Origin of the sequence: Paenibacillus sp. FSL H7-0690, assembly GCF_037980415.1 — a bacterium.
Taxonomy (GTDB): Bacteria; Bacillota; Bacilli; order Paenibacillales; family Paenibacillaceae; genus Paenibacillus_AQ; species Paenibacillus_AQ odorifer.
The window spans coordinates 2,835,091-2,851,882 of sequence record NZ_CP150281.1 but is presented as its reverse complement, the minus strand read 5'-3'; the positions used below and the strand labels follow the sequence as shown (position 1 = coordinate 2,851,882).

The following is a 16,792-nucleotide window of genomic DNA, read 5'->3' as shown; positions in this document are numbered from 1 at the left end:
CACTATAATTCCATTATAAACCATAATGTTCCATTTGGGTAAATTTACGTGAACTGAAAGATAAGGATAGTATAATGGCTCGGCGAAAAAATTCCTATGTAAAAAAGGGCTCGAAATGAAATCCAGAATCAGACTTCACTTCAAGCCCTTATATTGAGCTACCTTCACACCTACAACTGACTAGCCAAGCATCATTCGGTCATCTGCCAATTTATGTCCGCTGATTGTCTCGAATTCTCCGAGCAGCCGTTCTACAGTAAGATCTTTTTTACGTTCCTCATCGATATCCAAAATAATACGGCCCTTATCCATCATGATCAGACGATTGCCAAGACGAATGGCCTGTTCCATGTTATGAGTAACCATTAGGGTGGTTAACTTCATCTCACGGACAATGGACTCTGTAAGTTTAGTAATCAGCTCCGCACGAGAAGGGTCAAGGGCTGCTGTATGTTCATCTAAAAGTAAAATTTGCGGTTGAGTAAAGGTCGCCATTAGCAGACTTAGCGCTTGTCTCTCTCCACCTGACAACAACCCTACTTTTGCCCGCAGGCGATCCTCCAGCCCAATCCCCAGACGGCTTAGCTCATTGCGAAACAAAGCTCTTTTAGCTTTATTTACGCCAAAGGTTAACCCTCTGCTTTTGCCTCTTTTATAAGCCATAGCTAAATTTTCTTCAATCGTCATATGTGGAGCCGTACCCGCCATTGGGTCCTGAAAGACACGGCCAATCCAACGACTCCGTTGAAATTCCGCCAAATGGCTGATTGAATTTCCCTCAATGCTGGCTGTACCCAGATCCGGCTTCATGACACCGGAAATAATGTTCATCAGTGTAGATTTGCCAGCTCCATTACTTCCAATGATGGTGACAAAATCACCGGGAAGAAGCTCCAAGTCAATGCCGAGCAGCGCTATTTTCTCATCGGGTGTTCCGGGATTGAACAGCTTAGATACGTTCTCCAGTTTAAGCATCGATGGTGCCCCCTCTCTTGCTGCTTAGCGCCTGTTCAGCTAATTCAACGGAACGCCTCCGCGCCATATTCTTCTGCTTCAGGAAACGCTGAATCGACGGGAATACAAGAGCGAAAATAACGATAATTGCTGTGATCAGCTTAAGATCCGAAGCTTTCAGCCACGGTACCCGCAAGGCAAGTGCAACTACAATCCGGTAAACTATGGATCCGAGCACAACAGCCAATGTGGCCCGAAATACATTTTTAGCACCGAATATGGCTTCACCGATGATCACCGAAGCTAACCCGATTACAATCATCCCAATACCCATAGAGGAATCCGCAAAAGTAGAATACTGAGTGATTAGCGCCCCCGAGAGCGCCACCATTCCATTGGATAAACTGACGCCAAGAATAGTGGTATTATCCGTGTTCACACCCAGACTACGGATCATTCTTGCATTATCTCCGGTAGCCCGCAGCGCAAGTCCAAGATCTGTACGCAGGAATAAATCCATTACTATTTTCACAAAAATAACTACAAACGGCAGTACGAGCAGAGGATCAATGGAAGTGAACAAGGTAGTGTCGCCCATTAAAGACCAGTTCGGTTTGCCACCAAATATCCGCAGATTAATGGAATAGAGTGCAATCATCATCAGAATACCGGATAACAGTCCATTAATCTTGCCTTTCGTATGTAATAGGCCCGTACACATTCCTGCCAGCATTCCACCAGCAATAGCGGCCAGGGTAGCAAGCCATGGTGCATAACCGTTAGTAATCATAACAGCGGCAATGGCACCACCAGTGGTAAAGCTCCCATCTACAGTCAAATCAGGGAAATCAAGAATACGAAAGGTAATGTATACACCTAAAGCCATAAATGCGTAAAGCAGTCCCATTTCAACGGCCCCGAGCATCGAATTTAACATAGATGACTTCCTCCTTCGAGCGGAAAGGGGCGTTCTCACGAAATCGCCCCCTATATAATGGCTTATTGAATAATATTGTTAGCTTGATCGGCAACTTCTGCCTTCATTGCATCAGTCACTTCTATGCCTTGCGCTGCTGCAGATTTCAGGTTAAGAATGAGATCGAGTTTTTCTTGCATGGTTACTTTCATATCAGCTGGCTTTTTACCATTTTTCAAAATATCCACGGCCATTTGACCCACTTGATAGCCATGATCGTAATATTTAAAACCAACGGTGGCGAAAGCTCCCTTTTCAACCGTATCACGGTCACTGGAGAAGAAGGGAATTTTCTTGTCATTAGCTGTTTGAATAATGGTATCCACTGCACTTACGACTGTGTTATCCAAAGTAATGTAGAATGCATCTACACGACCCACAAGTGATTCTGCAGCTTGTTTGACTTCAGAGGTATTCGTGATGGCAGCCTTCACAAGCTCGATTCCATGTTTATCCAACTCTTTTTTAGCAATCTCAGCCATAATTACTGCATTTGGTTCACCTTCATTAATAACGATCCCCAGCTTTTTCACGTTAGGAAATTGGGTAGCTATAAATTGCATTAATCTGTTAATCGCTTCGGGATTTGTGTCCGATACACCTGATACATTTCCACCTGGATGCTCCAGATCCGTGACAATCTTCGCGTCGAGTGGGTCAGTTACTGCTGCGAACAAAATCGGTGTATCCTTACTTGCTTTGCTGAGTGCTTGAACAATTGATTGAGCGGAAGGCGTTGCAATTGCCAATACCAAATCATTAGAGTCAGCGGCAATCTTTTGAGCAATGGACAAGTTATTCGCTTGATCAGCCTGAGCATTCTCAAGGTCAACCTTCAGGTTCTCACCTTCAACGATTCCTGCATCCTTCAAAGCAGCGAGAATTCCTTCACGTGTAGCATCAAGTGAGGGGTGCTCCACATATTGCGAGATCGCAATTTTGTACGTTTTTGAATCTGCTGCTCCTGCATTCGTAGGGGAATTACCGGAATTCGCTGCATTTCCTGCGTTTCCCGCAGTGTTATTGTTACCACAACCAGCTGCTACGAGCATGAAGCATAAGCTTAATCCCGCCAAAATGTTTCTCTTTTTCATCAAAGTACCCCATTTCATTAGTTTATTAACGCATACATCAAGGTGAGCGACTCAGCATTATCACTTTTATCGATAAAAGCATTAAAGCATAAGCTTACACGTACCTCACATTAATGATAGAAATCTATTAAACCTATATTATATGGAGGTTGTTTATCCGTCAATCACTTATCATATTTCCATAGATTTCAAATTCTGAAGAATATATGACATCAAAACAGGTAATGCTTGGTTGTCTCTTACAGCGATTGCCTTCGTTTCTTTTACATAAAAAAAATCGCCCTGCACAAACTGAATTTACAGTTTGAAGATGGAGCGTGTTAAATGGCTAATAATCACAAAAGACTACTAACCACCGCTACTGTATTGCTTGCTGTCGCTTTAACGAGTTCATCCTGCGGTTATTCATCTCAATCGCAAAAACCTAAGGTTAACGCGCTAACTCCTGATGGAACAAATGCCTCCAGTTATTATGAACAATCTGCAATTACCGACGCTCAGGGAAAGTATTGGATTCCACTTAAGCCTGCGGTTACTTCGCTCGGATATCGGATGAAAGATGATGGTTCTAGTGATGGATACACTAAAATCGGTTATAGCGATGTTATGTATATGCTGCGCCCTGGCTCACCACAGGTATTCTCACTTGGGGAAAAAATCACACTGCCACAAGCCCCTAGACGGCAAGAAGGGCAAATCTATATCACCCCTTTAGCCTTGTCCAAATTTCTGCAAACAGAAGTAGGCTGGAATCCCCAGTCGGGTGAGATAAACATTGCTACACCGTCCGAACGTAAGACTATCGAAAAATTATCGACGGTCGAATCCACGAGTGAATCTAAATCTTTACGCATTCAAAGTATTTCTGAAGCGGATAAAAAGGAGTTAGTCGCTTTTGCCAAAAATTTCTTAGGTGTACCCTACGACTTTGGCGCTGGATCTTATGAAGAAACCAAAAAATTTGATTGCTCTTCTTTTACAAGGCATGTTTTCAAAAAATTCGGTGTCAGCTTACCTCGTTTAGCTAAAGATCAAGATAATTTAGGTACTCGTGTAAGTCGAAGCGAACTGGATGTAGGAGATCTTATCTTTTTTACCGTTCCCGGCCGATTTGAAAGTGATGCTATACCTGGTCATGTCGGTATTTACATTGGAGACGGAAAGTTTATCCACACTTGGGGCGAACCCGGAGTTCAGATCAGTGACCTCGACTCAGGTTATTGGAGTAATGTAATCCTCCACATGCAACGTGTTTTATAAGCTTCCCATACTTTAAAAGAAATCATTCAAAAAGCCTGAATCCCTATTGAAGGGATTCAGGCTTTTTGACTACAACTCTTAACCAAATTCTTAATCCCAGCTCTTGCCCCTTCCGCTTATCCGGACAAACAGCTTTACAAGTTCTACTATGACAATAATCGCTACAGCTGCTGCACATACTATTCCCCACTGTAATCCACTTAAATGTGAGACACCAAACCAGTCGTTTAAGCCCGGGATGATGATCACAAGCACAAGCATTAGTATAGAGATCAGCGACGCCCATAACATATACCGATTGCTGAACCAACCGATCTGGAATAGCGATTTTTTATTGGATCTGACGTTAAAAGCATGGGCAATTTGCAGTAATCCTAATGTGGCAAAGGCCATTGTAACCGCAATACCTTCATTGTAATGCGTATGCGCCCATTGGTACACGAATAACGTAAGTGCCGCTTCTATAATCCCTTGATATATTATCCCGATACCTACGCCGCCAGCAAAAATGCTACTGCTTGCTTTACGCGGCTTCTTCGCCATTACATCCTCACCGGCTTTCTCAAGCCCTAGGGCAAGTGCAGGTAAAGTATCCGTAACGAGATTAATCCACAGGATATGGATCGGCTCTAGAATACGCCAACCAATCATAGTGGCAATAAATAATGTCAGCACTTCCCCAAGGTTAGCGGAGAGAAGGAACTGGATTGCTTTGCGGATATTGCTGTAAACTTTCCGTCCTTCTTCAACGGCAACAACTATAGTCGTAAAGTTATCGTCGGCAAGCACCATATCTGATACACCCTTGGCAACATCCGTTCCGGTTATCCCCATGCCCACACCGATGTCGGATGATTTAAGTGCAGGAGCATCATTTACACCATCTCCGGTCATCGCCACAATTTTTCCTTTTTGCCGCCAAGCCTTAACGATACGCACCTTGTGTTCAGGAGAGACGCGTGCATAAACCGAATAATCGGTAACCTTCTCCGCAAATTCCTCTTCGCTGAATTTATCCAGCTCACTGCCCGTTAATACACCTGATTCATCTTCAATAATCCCTAATCTTTTGGCAATAGCCGCTGCTGTATCACGATGATCCCCTGTAATCATTACAGGTCTTATTCCCGCTTTACGGCAGATGGCTACCGCATCCCGTACTTCCTCACGCGGCGGGTCTATCATACCAACCAAACCAATAAATACTAACTCTATCTCCGTGGTATCTGGTGAGAGATCGGTCGGCAGCTGCTCCTCATCTCGGAAAGCAAACGCCAACACTCGAAGTGCGTCATTTGCGAGCATTTTATTACTCTCCATGATATTCCGCTTATGTTCGTCTTGTAGAGGTACAATTTCTCCATCCACATAAATATGGCTGCATTTGGACAAAAGTACATCTGGTGCACCCTTTGTCAGCACACGATATCGACCATCTTCTACCTCATGAATCGTTGTCATCAGCTTGCGATCAGAGTCAAAAGGCAGCTCATTTTTACGTGGATATTTCTTTTCAAGCTCCCTTTTGTCAGTACCTATACTAAGCGCATAATCGACTAACGCGGTCTCCGTCGGATCGCCGATGATTGCTTTTCCGCTCTTGGTTTGGGGATCCTTGGTTCCAGCTTTTGCTTCAGTTTCACTAGGAGTCTTTCCTTCGTCAATGCTGGAGTCATTACAAAGCGTCATAGCTTGAAGCAATAACTCACCACCAGGAATCCCTTCAAGTCCTGCACTGGAATCAGTGGTCTTTCCGTTGACATGTACTTTTTCGACAGTCATTTTATTTAATGTTAAAGTACCTGTCTTATCGGAGCATATAATCTCTGTACTTCCGAGTGTCTCCACGGCAGGAAGCTTGCGAATGATCGCTTTTCGTCCCGCCATTCGCTGCACACCAAGCGCGAGAATGATCGTAACAATTGCTGGCAGCCCTTCCGGGATAGCCGCTACCGCAAGTGAGATCGAGGTGAGTAGCATATCCATTAGCTCTCTTCCCTCGAAGATCCCAACGGCAAAGATAATCACGCAAACGCCAAGAATAATAAAGGTGAAATATTTCCCTAGTTCATCCAGCTTTTTTTGCAGCGGTGTTACATCATTATCTTCCTCCGAGATATAACCGGCAATTCTACCGACCTCCGTCTGCATTCCTGTTGTTGTAACGACACCAACCGCCCGGCCATAAGTAACACTGCTGCTCATATAAGCCATATTGGTGCGGTCACCGATTACAATGTCGCTACCTTCAAGCACACCGGCCCGCTTTTCTGATGGCAATGATTCTCCTGTAAGCGCGGCTTCCTCCGTCTTTAACGATGCGGCTTCCAAAAGTCTTATATCCGCCGGAACTACATTTCCAGCTTCCAGTAATACGATATCCCCGGGTACGAGGTCTTCACTTTTTATCTCAGTAACCTGACCGGAACGTCTTACTCTGGCATGAGGAGAGGACATGCTTTTAAGCGCATCGAGTGCCTGCTCCGCCTTATTTTCCTGAATAACTCCAAGCACCGCGTTCAGAATGACTACAAGCAAAATAATAATCGTATCCGTCCATTCCCCCAAAACTCCTGACAATACAGCTGCTACTAGCAAAATAAAGATCATTACATTTTTAAATTGTTCGATAAACTTTTCTAATAGCGATTTAGTCTTCGCTTCTTGCAGTACATTCTTCCCATATCGCTCCAGAAATTTAGCCGCTTCATCGGAAGATAAACCCTCTTTCCGAGTTTCCAGCCTATTCAGCACTTCTTCCTCGCTCAGAGTATGGAAGGGTACCAGCCCTTGCGATTGTGAATTATTTGAATTCAAGACCATAGCCTCCTTCCAGAATTGAGATCTGGTAAAACCTCTCATATGAGTTTTACCCAAAACAGGCATGGTGATTCTTGAATGGTATGTACTTTTTTAGAAATTTAGATGTTCTTTCTTCAAATCGCGATTGAAGCTTTTAAACCTAGTCCCTTGATATAGGAGTTCACCTCGGTCCCCTTCTACAATCAGGCCAAAATCCTGATCTCTTACCTGCAACTCCAATCGAGAGCCATCGGCAAACTCAAACGTAACATAATAACTAGTATTTGCTCTCGATTCACCGGATCCACCCCATACCTCGGTTCGTTTGGTGACCGCTGTGCAGTTTGCTTTTATCAAAGGACTTGCGTTATTGGACATCCAGATTCTCACTGATTTAACAATTATAAAAACGAAAAGGCCAAGAAAAAGCAAAGCAAATAATTTAAAAAACAGTGGCATCTCATGAATGAAACTTCCGAAAAAGCTGCGCTCATCAAAACCGTTAAAATCCTGCCATTCGCTCAAATTTATCCCTCCTGACTGAAACTAGATAATAAAAGTTATCTATGCTGCGAAATACGTCATTTTTCCCGTTCGGTTTCATGTTTTCATCATCTATATATGAATTTTTTTCACAAAACAATTTGGATTCAAAGGAAAAGGTATGGTATGCTTTTTATACTACATACAGTTGGGAGGTGTTATTTCGGTGCAATATATAGCGCGTTTATCACTACATTGGTTTCTTCGTATCGTCCTAATTCTGGGAATGATGTTCTCTTTTCCACCTGCCTGGTCTGGAGGATTATTCACTACGGAGCAAGAATCAACGACATCCGAAATTGAACGCTACGAGCGAAAGTTTACACCCCCCGTAAGGATTGCACCTCAAATAACCCCTCAGGTAGGAGCCATCAAAATAACTGAACAGTGGGGAACGAAGTCTCTTGCGGTAGTTGCAATACTCCCTGTACTTTCTTTACTGTTCCGTCCAGTGATTTATAAATTCCTGCTTCGACTACGGCTGTACCTGTTAAAATTCACGTCTCATTTTCTAATTTCACTCCACTAACGAAGTTCACCTCTGCCCTAAATGAATGTCGGCTGAAGGGAATTTAGAACTTCAATTGATAAAAATCTTAGGTTCATGAATTATAGAGATGCGGATTTCCCGGTGGCTATACATGCTCGCATTGCTCATCATCCACTGGAAGAAAGCAAGTATCTTGGCTGAACCATGTTCTGGATATCCGTTCCGTGCGCTTTTACATTAGTGATATTCGCAGCACTATTCCTGATTGCTGGATTTTCCGAGAGTACTCGTCTAGCAGACAGAAGTTATTGGCGCACTACTAGTGGACTTGTCCTCGCTGAAACCGAACATGTTAGACGAATTGAAAAGCTCGTGATCCTATTTCGTTATTTCTTAGGTGCCATCTTCTTCTTCAGCTAGAGACTGAGGTACATCCACCCACCTTAGGCGGTGAGGCGCTCTAAGCTCCCTTGCAGCAGTTGTCGTTACGCTGATTGGCAACTTCGTTGCAGGCTTGCTGGCCGGACGTAGCGTTGGTCACAGCCTTCATGCTTCATCTATCATTGGATGCCTATAGTCTCACGGGATAAACTTTAAATTGTTATAGCCAATTTGGGTAAAGCAGGCGGAGTGCTGGCTATTCTTCACTATTTGCAGCCATTTGCAGACATTCGCAACCATTCGCGGCCCTTTACAGCTATTTGCAGCCATTTGCAGCCTTTCGCAGAGATTTGCAACCATTTGCAGACATTCGCAGACATTTACGTGCTGATCCTTGTTGTCCTTGGACATTGTTTGACGAAGGAATCTAAATAGATTTGTAAAATAACGGATAAAGTATTCAACTTTGAGAAACGACATGATACACGAATATCCAAAAAATCTGCCATAGCCACTGAAAATAAGTAAGGTCGTTTCCCCTGTTGAAGGAGGAAAAACTATGCAGAACAAAATAAATCAACGTCAACAGCTACAAAGAAGCTCTACCTTCCGAGTTCTCACAGTCATTGCCGGCGCATTGCTTGCTGCTGTAGGATTGGAATTATTTTTAATGCCACATGGCCTTGTTGTCGGCGGGATTACAGGTTTATCCGCATTATTCGCTCATACTACTGAAATGCAGCTTGGATTGTTTCTATTTCTATTCAATCTGCCCTTTATATTTATGTCGCGAAAACAAGTAAATCTCCGCTTTGCTCTTTACACTGTTTTGGGATTAACCTGCCTAACCATCGCGTCTCTTGCGCTGCATCGTTTTCCTGCTGTGATTAGCGATCCTTTACCTGCCGCAATGGCAGGAGGCATCTGTCTTGGAGTAGGTATTGGAATATCTGTAAGATTCGGCGGTGTAAATAAACAAGCCAGTGACCAGGGGTATTCTCTGCTGAGCGGCGGACCTCCAAAGTCAACGGAAGTCGTTATTATGATCCTGAACTGTGCAATTCTGCTTTTTGCAGGTACATTGTTCGGTTGGGAGCAAGCAATGTATTCTATTATTGCCTACCTGCTGGCTTTCGAAGGTGTTCGTATCTCACTACGGGGATTATCCCACTCCCGCACTGCTTGGATTACCAGCAGCCGATGTTTGGACATTCAGCAAGCAATCGCAAGCTCCCTAAACCGAGAAGCTGCGATTGCTGAAGGTTCAGGGCAAGATGGAGAGGTTAGCACGTTGTTTTGTCTGACGAACAGAATGGAAGAAGAGCATCTTCGGGCACTCGTTCTACAGTGTGATTCAGAGAGCCAAATTGTGTTCAGATCAGCCACTAAAGATCATAGACAAACACGCTTACACGAATAAAAAAAGGGAGCGCCCTTAAGCCATGAAAATGGCTTGAGCGCTCCCTTCTTTTTGAACTTAGCCTTTGATCGCAACCAATTTTTCTGAGCGAGACCTAATTTCTTGAGCGAAGACTCCTTTTTTTTTGTTTGAGACCCAAAACTTCTTGATCGAGGCCTCAAACTTCGCTTAATCTAACATGTTTGCGCGATTGAGGCAGCTATCGGACACAGGAGACCTTATACGCGAAATAATCCTGAATTTTGGATGCTATCGGACCCCATAGCTCCTATTGGCACAAAAAACGCCAACTATGAGCTTATTTCTTATGAATAACTGCACTGGGGTTCGAAACCTTGCTCCAAAGGCGATATATTTGCGAATAACGTCATTGGAGTCCGAATGCCACAGCGGATGATCATGATTCGGCGGAAACGGACGATAGATGAACATGATTCGGGGGCAACGGACGATGGGTGAATGTGATTCGGCGGGATCGGACAGTGGATGAACAAGATTCGGTGGGAACCGACGGAAGATGAATGTGATTCGGTAGCATCGGACAGTGGATGAACAAGATTCGGTGGGAACCGACGGAAGATGAACTTGATTCGGTAGCATCAGACGATGGATAAACATAATTCAGCGGTACCCCACGGCAGATGAATGGAATTCGGTGGCATCGGACACAGCGGACCTTATACGCGAAATTACCCTGAATTTTGGAGGCTATCGGACCCCATAGCCCCTATTGGCACAAAAAACGCCAACTATGAGCCTATTTCTTATGAATAACTGCACTGGAGTCCGAAACCTTGCTCCAAAGGCGATATATTTGTGAATAACGTCACTGGAGTCCGAAAGTCGCAGCGGATGATCATGATTCGGCGGGAACAGACGGTGGATGAACTTGATTTGGCGGGATCGGACAGTGGATGAACATGATTCGACGACATCGTACGGCGGGTGAATGTGATTCGGGGTATCGGACGGCGGATGACTATGATTCGCTGTATTAGACGTAGGATGGATATAATTCGGCGGGATTGGATAGCGAATGATCATATTTCTACGGTATTGGACAACTGTTGACTATGATTCAGTGGCATCTGACGAAGGTTGACCATGATTCGGTGGCATCAAACGATGGATGAACATCATTCAGCGGTACCGGACGACGAATGACTATGATTCGGAGGCAACGGTTGTCCGGAATAGAGACATATTGCAGCTTGCCGTAACTACGGCCAAAAAAGCAAAGCAGCGATCCTCCAGTAATAGGAGGATCGCTGCTTGCAGACTGTCACATACGATGAAAAAAACATCTATGGACAACCCCTACTTTTCATTTAATACGCTACTTAACGGAACATTCCCCACAAGCGGATCAAATGAAAGGTGTTGTTCGGATCGATTTTCTGCGCGATGATAAACTTCACAATTTGTTCTTCCTGTGTCGAGGTCAATTTCTCGTTCAATACACCTGACGCTTTTCGTACCAATCTGCGAACAACCGCAGGATCCTGCAGCTCCTGTTTCGAGATGCCCTCAATCATACTTTTGATACGATCCTTCACAGTCGAGTTTTTCATCTTCAGCTTGATGCGATCCACCAACTGAGGGCTAATTCCGAATTGTTGATAACCCAAGTGTAGCACCTCCCGTCATATCCAATCTTTCACAGTATATGAGCCTTCGGTGCTACATGTGCCTAGTTAGTCAATTAATTCTCCTTGGAAGATCTGTTCACTCTGTAAATAATGCCGAAGAGATGCATATTCAGGTGATGTCCAAAAGGCTTCATCCTTAAGCAGCTCTGCAACATCATCCCGCGCCTGCTCGAGAATTTCAAAGTCAGCCGTCATATCTGCCAGCCGAAACTCCGGTAATCCACTCTGCTTTGTCCCAAAAAAGTCTCCCGGACCACGCAGCTCCAAATCCCTTCTGGAAATCTCAAATCCGTCATCCGTATCGGTCATGGCAGTCATTCGCTCACGTCCGATTTCAGATTTTGGATCAGCTACCAACACACAAAAAGAGGCATGCTGCCCTCTTCCTACCCGTCCACGCAGCTGGTGCAGCTGTGACAGGCCAAAACGATCCGCATCCATAATGATCATCAATGTAGCATTAGGAACGTCTACACCCACCTCCACCACCGTAGTGGACACAAGCAGCTGTAGCTCATTGTTATAAAACGCCCGCATCACTTCATCTTTTTCAGCGGGAGTCATTTTACCATGTAAAAGCCCAACTTTATAGCTAGGGAAAGCTTGGCTCATCTGAATATGCAAATCAATAGCATTCTGCACATCCAGCTTCTCGGACTCTTCAATAAGCGGACAGATCAGATAAGCTTGACGACCGAGATCAATTTCACGCTTAATCAGATTCAGCACACGATCCATGAGATCATGCTTTACCCAGTAGCTAGTTATTGGCACCCGGCCTTTCGGCCTCTCAGATAAAGTGGATACATCCATATCGCCAAAAACAGAGATGGCTAGCGTACGAGGAATAGGCGTCGCCGTCATCGTCAGTACATCCGGATTATATCCTTTACGCCGCAATACACCACGCTGATTCACACCAAAACGATGCTGCTCGTCAGTTACTACAAGTCCCAGATCACGGAAAAATACATCCTCCTGAATCAAAGCATGTGTTCCTACCACGATATCAAGCATCCCCATTTGCAACGAGGCCAATAATTCTTTACGTTTTCGGCCAGTCACACTGCCCGTCAGGAGTCCTACAGTAATCCCAAACGGCTCAAACATTCTGGTAAGTGAACGCATATGCTGCTCTGCTAAAATCTCTGTAGGCACCATAAGTGCGCCCTGAAAACCAGATCTTACCGTAGCAAAAAGCGCCACTGCCGCAAGCACTGTTTTACCCGAGCCAACATCTCCTTGCAGCAGACGATTCATGCAATATGGTGAACGCAGATCATGTAAAATCTCCAGCTCTACACGTTTCTGTGCATCTGTAAGCTCAAAAGGCAGACTGCGAACGAACTGGCGTACCGTCGCGTTATCCACTGTGTGGACTACCCCATCCATCCGCCCGCGGTTCAGAACCCTGAACGCTTGCATCTTCAACTGGAACAGGAATAGTTCCTCATACACCATCCTACGGCGCCCCTGCTGCCCTTCACGAGTGTCCTCAGGCCTATGAATAGTGGCAATGGCCCGTTTACGCGGCATGAAGTCATATTCCCTCATAATAGAATACGGTAAAATCTCTGGAATCAGATCCCCATACTGCTGAAGTCCCTGATTAATAACCTTTCTGATCCAGGACTGCGTGATCTTACCACCTACTGAATAGACTGGCTGCAGTGTTCCCGTCTTCCCTTCACCACGATCCGGAAATTCATAATCAGTCACTGTAATCTGATTGCGCTTCTGATCCCATTTGCCGGTCAGCACAATTTCCCGTCCCACAGTGAGTTGCTCTCTTACGTAATGGCGGTTAAACCAGGTTGCTGTGAACATCCAGGGCTCTGCAACCATCTTACAGCTGAGACGTGACTTGCCGCCAAAGCGCTGCAGCACAGGGATACCGATTACTTTTGCCTCTACGGTCACTTTATCCCCGTGTTTAGTCTCGCTAAGCGTTCGGGGCCGATAATCCTCGTAGCGGAACGGATAATACTCTAACAAATCCTTTACTGTAAAGACGCCAAAGGCGTGAAGCTCGCTTTGCTTTTGAGCACTCACGCCAGTTATGTTTTTTACTTCAATTTGATTTAATGCCAGTGTCATATTTATCCCTCATTTTGCAGGCCAAATGAACACAGCTAATGTACCGTTACCGACATGGCTGCCCACGACAGGGCCGACGTTCGTCAGCACTTTTTCTTCCAAGGTGAAGTGTCCTGCAAGCTCATTCAGGAACTCCTTGCCGGAAGCCGGTTCAGCCGTATGACCCACGGCCACATTGATTTTGTTTACACCCTGCAGATCCCGCTTGAACAGTTCAATCATACGGGCGACAGCCTTCTTACGGCCTCTAACTTTCTCCACCGCATAAATAATTCCATCTGCATCAATGGACAGGATCGGCTTAATATTCAGAAGTGTCCCCAGAATAGCGGAGGCTTTCCCAATTCTCCCGCCTTTTTGTAAATATTCAAGTGTATCTACTAAGAAGTAAAGCTTACGCGATTGACGTAGGCTTTCTACAGCCTCAAGTATCTCTTCAGGTCCTTTGCCCTCAGCAGACATTCTGGCAGCTTCCACTACCATAAATCCAAAACCATAAGAAGCGGAGAGAGAATCCACAACAGTGATTCCTTCTCCCTCTTCCTCCAGCATCGATTTAGCCAGCAATGCAGATTGATAAGTCCCGCTCAGTCCAGAAGAAATATGAAAGGAAAGGATAGAACAGCCCGGGTTACGCTCCAGAATACTGCGGTACACATTCATATATTCAACCGGTGAGGGTTGAGAAGTAGTCGGCAGCTGTGAGGTACGGGGAAGACGCTCATAGAACTGCTCCGGAGTCATATCCAGATTGTCCCTAAAAGCCTCTTCGCCGAACATTAAGGTCAACGGTACTACCTCAATTCCGTACGTTTCCGCCATTGCTGGCGGGATATCTGAAGTGCTGTCGGTGACGATAATGGTACGATTCATGGATTTTCTCCCCCAAGCTATAATTTTGCCAACTACGCAATAGCAAATTTCTACTCCATTGTTAAAGAACCATTAGTTCCTATCTATGGCTCTACAGAGAACAGATAATAATACAGGGGTTGGCCACCCTCATGAATCTCAACTTCCACATTCGGATAAGTCTCTTCCAGCCACTCACTCAAAGAATCAGTAGCCTCGGATTCTGTTTCTGCACCAATAAGGATCGTGACGATTTCGTCGCCATTCTCCAGCATGTTGGATAACAGCGCCTGACTTGCAGCCAAAAGATCATCTGCCGCAGCAACAATTTTGGAATTAGAAATCCCAATAAATTGGCCCGACTTAATCTCCAGCTCATCAAAGCTTGTGTCACGTACAGCGTTCGTTACTTGTCCGGACTTCACATGAGAAATTGCTTCCAGCATATTCTCAGAATTAGTCTCCACAGCATCTTCCTCTTGGAACGCAAAAGCTGCTGCTATTCCCTGAGGAATACTTTTACTTGGAATCACCGTAATCTCACGTTCGCCCTCTAGAAGATCTTTAGCTTGTTGAGCGGCAAGAACAATGTTCGAGTTATTCGGCAAAATATAAATATGCTTCGCAGATATAGAAGAAATCGCGTTCACGAAATCCTCCGTGCTAGGATTCATTGTTTGACCACCAGCAAGGACTACATCCACTCCAAGGCTTTTGAAAATATCAGCAATACCTGCGCCAGAAGATACCGCAATGAAGCCGTAAGGTGCCAAATCATCAGCTGGTGGTTCAGCAGGAGACATTTGCACTGCGCTCTTCTCATTCGGCATATCAGCGAACACATCAGGCATTGGTGCAATATCCATGCCCGCAGTCAGCAGGTCACGATGCTGCTCTCGCATATTAAGAATGTGAATCTGCGTGATCTCCCCATAAAGAAGAGCCAAGTTCATCACTTCACCCGGAGCCTTAGAGTGCACATGCACTTTAATCGTCTCATCATCCGAAATTACAATAATGGAATCGCCATTAACTGACAACGCTTTCCTAAAAGCTTCCTCATCAAAATTAGTTCTCACGTTAACGCCTAACTGGCGATTAATGAAAAACTCCATATCATATAGAAATTCTATATCTTCAGTAGATAGCTGTGACTGCGCAGAAGACTGTACAGAAAACAGTTCATTTTCAGGTTTCGTTAACACGGGTTTAGGCGCTGGTGCAACGGGTGTGCGGGTTTGTCCTTGCACAGATTCAGACAGACCGGTACTTCCGTTCGTCAGATGCTGGTGAAACCCTTCATAAATGTAGACCAAACCTTGACCGCCAGAATCTACAACACCGACTTGCTTCAATACAGGTAATTGCTCAGGCGTATAAGCTAAGGCTTCTTTTGCTTTGGCTAATACCTCTGTCATCAGCTCCACAACGTCAGTAGTACGGCGGGCATAATAAACAGCATGTCTTGCAGCCTCTTTAGCTACAGTAAGAATAGTTCCCTCTACAGGCTTTACAACTGCTTTATACGCAGCGTCCACTCCGGTTTGCAGCGCAGCAGCGAACTGCTGTGTATTAAGCTCATCATGTTGAGCCGCATACCTGCTAAACCCTCTGAATAACTGGGACAAAATAACGCCGGAATTCCCGCGAGCTCCCATTAATAAGCCCTTGGAGAGTACACCTGCACATTGGCCCACAGAAGTGGTGTTATTTTTCTTTAATTCATTCGCACCTGCGGTCATCGTCAAATTCATGTTTGTACCGGTATCTCCGTCTGGGACCGGAAAAACATTTAGGGAATTGACGTGTTCTGCATGCTGTTGCAGCTTATCCGCTCCAGCCAATACCATAGCGGTAAAATCTGTTCCGTTTATAGAACGCTTACTCAATTGAGAATTCCCCTTCCTAACTTCATGCCTAATCATTCTATGATTAACAGGACATAATGCACTAATTTACATTGTACTATAAGTATTAAAAGAAATAAATGTTTTTGAATCGGTTGACGTAGCAAAATTTGCTGTGATATTATAGATAAGTATTGTTTATGCAGGTGTTAGGAATAAGGAGGTGTAATCTATGTCCCGCAAATGTGCAGTAACAGGCAAGAAACCGAGCAGCGGCAACCACGTGTCTCACGCTAATAACCGCAACCGTCGTTCTTGGGGAGTTAACGTTCAGAAGGTCCGTATCCTCGTGAACGGTAAACCAAAACGCGTGTACGTCAGCACCCGTGCTTTGAAAGCCGGTAAAGTTGAACGCGTTTAGTCTTTA

The 16,792-nt window shown here is 44.9% G+C and carries 13 protein-coding genes; 4 read left to right on the top strand and 9 right to left on the bottom strand.

The features are described 5' to 3' along the window. Positions 1-180: 180 nt before the first annotated feature. The 3 genes from MHI32_RS12445 to MHI32_RS12435 form a co-directional block, all read right to left on the bottom strand. Entirely contained in the window at positions 181-975 is a 795-nt protein-coding gene (locus tag MHI32_RS12445; RefSeq protein WP_076125889.1) for an ABC transporter ATP-binding protein, read from the bottom strand. After that, positions 968-1,891 (bottom strand): ABC transporter permease, encoded by a 924-nt coding sequence (locus MHI32_RS12440; protein WP_036686219.1) that lies wholly within the window; start codon positions 1,889-1,891, stop codon positions 968-970. The genes MHI32_RS12445 and MHI32_RS12440 overlap by 8 nt, the downstream gene beginning before the upstream one ends. A gap of 62 nt (positions 1,892-1,953) precedes the next feature. Further along, positions 1,954-3,024: an ABC transporter substrate-binding protein gene (locus tag MHI32_RS12435; protein ID WP_340012446.1), complete on the bottom strand. Its 1,071-nt coding sequence runs from the start codon at positions 3,022-3,024 to the stop codon at positions 1,954-1,956. Between the two features lie 324 nt (positions 3,025-3,348). On the opposite strand from MHI32_RS12435, the gene MHI32_RS12430 reads away from it, so the two are divergent. Then, positions 3,349-4,284: an NlpC/P60 family protein gene (locus MHI32_RS12430; protein WP_076125886.1), complete on the top strand. Its 936-nt coding sequence runs from the start codon at positions 3,349-3,351 to the stop codon at positions 4,282-4,284. A gap of 90 nt (positions 4,285-4,374) precedes the next feature. Here the strand turns inward: MHI32_RS12430 and MHI32_RS12425 are convergent, their stop codons facing one another. Continuing rightward, positions 4,375-7,071, bottom strand: coding sequence for a calcium-translocating P-type ATPase, SERCA-type (locus tag MHI32_RS12425; RefSeq protein WP_340012729.1), 2,697 nt, complete (start codon positions 7,069-7,071; stop codon positions 4,375-4,377). A 126-nt stretch (positions 7,072-7,197) separates the two neighbouring features. Further along, positions 7,198-7,611 carry a DUF2500 domain-containing protein gene (locus tag MHI32_RS12420; RefSeq protein ID WP_254848946.1) on the bottom strand — a complete coding sequence of 138 codons (414 nt, stop codon included), beginning with the start codon at positions 7,609-7,611 and terminating at the stop codon, positions 7,198-7,200. Between the two features lie 184 nt (positions 7,612-7,795). Between MHI32_RS12420 and MHI32_RS12415 the strand changes: the two genes are divergently transcribed. Then, the gene (locus MHI32_RS12415; RefSeq protein WP_340012445.1) at positions 7,796-8,158 is read left to right on the top strand and encodes a hypothetical protein; all 363 of its coding nucleotides are present in this window, start codon (positions 7,796-7,798) and stop codon (positions 8,156-8,158) included. A gap of 901 nt (positions 8,159-9,059) precedes the next feature. Next, the gene (locus MHI32_RS12410) at positions 9,060-9,920 is read left to right on the top strand and encodes a YitT family protein (RefSeq protein ID WP_076125880.1); all 861 of its coding nucleotides are present in this window, start codon (positions 9,060-9,062) and stop codon (positions 9,918-9,920) included. Between the two features lie 1,340 nt (positions 9,921-11,260). Here MHI32_RS12410 and MHI32_RS12405 read toward each other — a convergent pair. The 4 genes from MHI32_RS12405 to MHI32_RS12390 all read right to left on the bottom strand — a co-directional run bounded on the left by MHI32_RS12405 (position 11,261) and on the right by MHI32_RS12390 (position 16,407). Next, positions 11,261-11,548, bottom strand: a complete 288-nt coding sequence (locus tag MHI32_RS12405; protein WP_036686212.1) for a stage VI sporulation protein F — start codon at positions 11,546-11,548, stop codon at positions 11,261-11,263. A gap of 66 nt (positions 11,549-11,614) precedes the next feature. Then, positions 11,615-13,666, bottom strand: a complete 2,052-nt coding sequence (gene recG / locus MHI32_RS12400) for an ATP-dependent DNA helicase RecG (RefSeq protein WP_248548085.1) — start codon at positions 13,664-13,666, stop codon at positions 11,615-11,617. 9 nt (positions 13,667-13,675) lie between these two features. Continuing rightward, a complete protein-coding gene (locus MHI32_RS12395) occupies positions 13,676-14,539 on the bottom strand; it encodes a DegV family protein (RefSeq protein WP_340012444.1) in 864 nt (287 codons plus the stop codon). 83 nt (positions 14,540-14,622) lie between these two features. Continuing rightward, positions 14,623-16,407, bottom strand: coding sequence for a DAK2 domain-containing protein (locus MHI32_RS12390; protein ID WP_340012443.1), 1,785 nt, complete (start codon positions 16,405-16,407; stop codon positions 14,623-14,625). Between the two features lie 190 nt (positions 16,408-16,597). Here MHI32_RS12390 and rpmB point away from each other — a divergent pair, with 190 nt between their 5' ends. Further along, positions 16,598-16,786 (top strand): 50S ribosomal protein L28, encoded by a 189-nt coding sequence (rpmB, locus tag MHI32_RS12385; RefSeq protein ID WP_036686205.1) that lies wholly within the window; start codon positions 16,598-16,600, stop codon positions 16,784-16,786. Positions 16,787-16,792: the final 6 nt, after the last annotated feature.

Bases quoted from the DNA above. Each gene is read 5' to 3' on its own strand.
- MHI32_RS12445 (WP_076125889.1), bottom strand. From the start codon at position 975: ATGCTTAAACTGGAGAACGTATCTAAGCTGTTCAATCCCGGAACACCC.
- MHI32_RS12440 (WP_036686219.1), bottom strand. From the start codon at position 1,891: ATGTTAAATTCGATGCTCGGGGCCGTTGAAATGGGACTGCTTTACGCA.
- MHI32_RS12435 (WP_340012446.1), bottom strand. From the start codon at position 3,024: ATGAAAAAGAGAAACATTTTGGCGGGATTAAGCTTATGCTTCATGCTC.
- MHI32_RS12430 (WP_076125886.1), top strand. From the start codon at position 3,349: ATGGCTAATAATCACAAAAGACTACTAACCACCGCTACTGTATTGCTT.
- MHI32_RS12410 (WP_076125880.1), top strand. From the start codon at position 9,060: ATGCAGAACAAAATAAATCAACGTCAACAGCTACAAAGAAGCTCTACC.
- recG (WP_248548085.1), bottom strand. From the start codon at position 13,666: ATGACACTGGCATTAAATCAAATTGAAGTAAAAAACATAACTGGCGTG.
- MHI32_RS12395 (WP_340012444.1), bottom strand. From the start codon at position 14,539: ATGAATCGTACCATTATCGTCACCGACAGCACTTCAGATATCCCGCCA.
- rpmB (WP_036686205.1), top strand. From the start codon at position 16,598: ATGTCCCGCAAATGTGCAGTAACAGGCAAGAAACCGAGCAGCGGCAAC.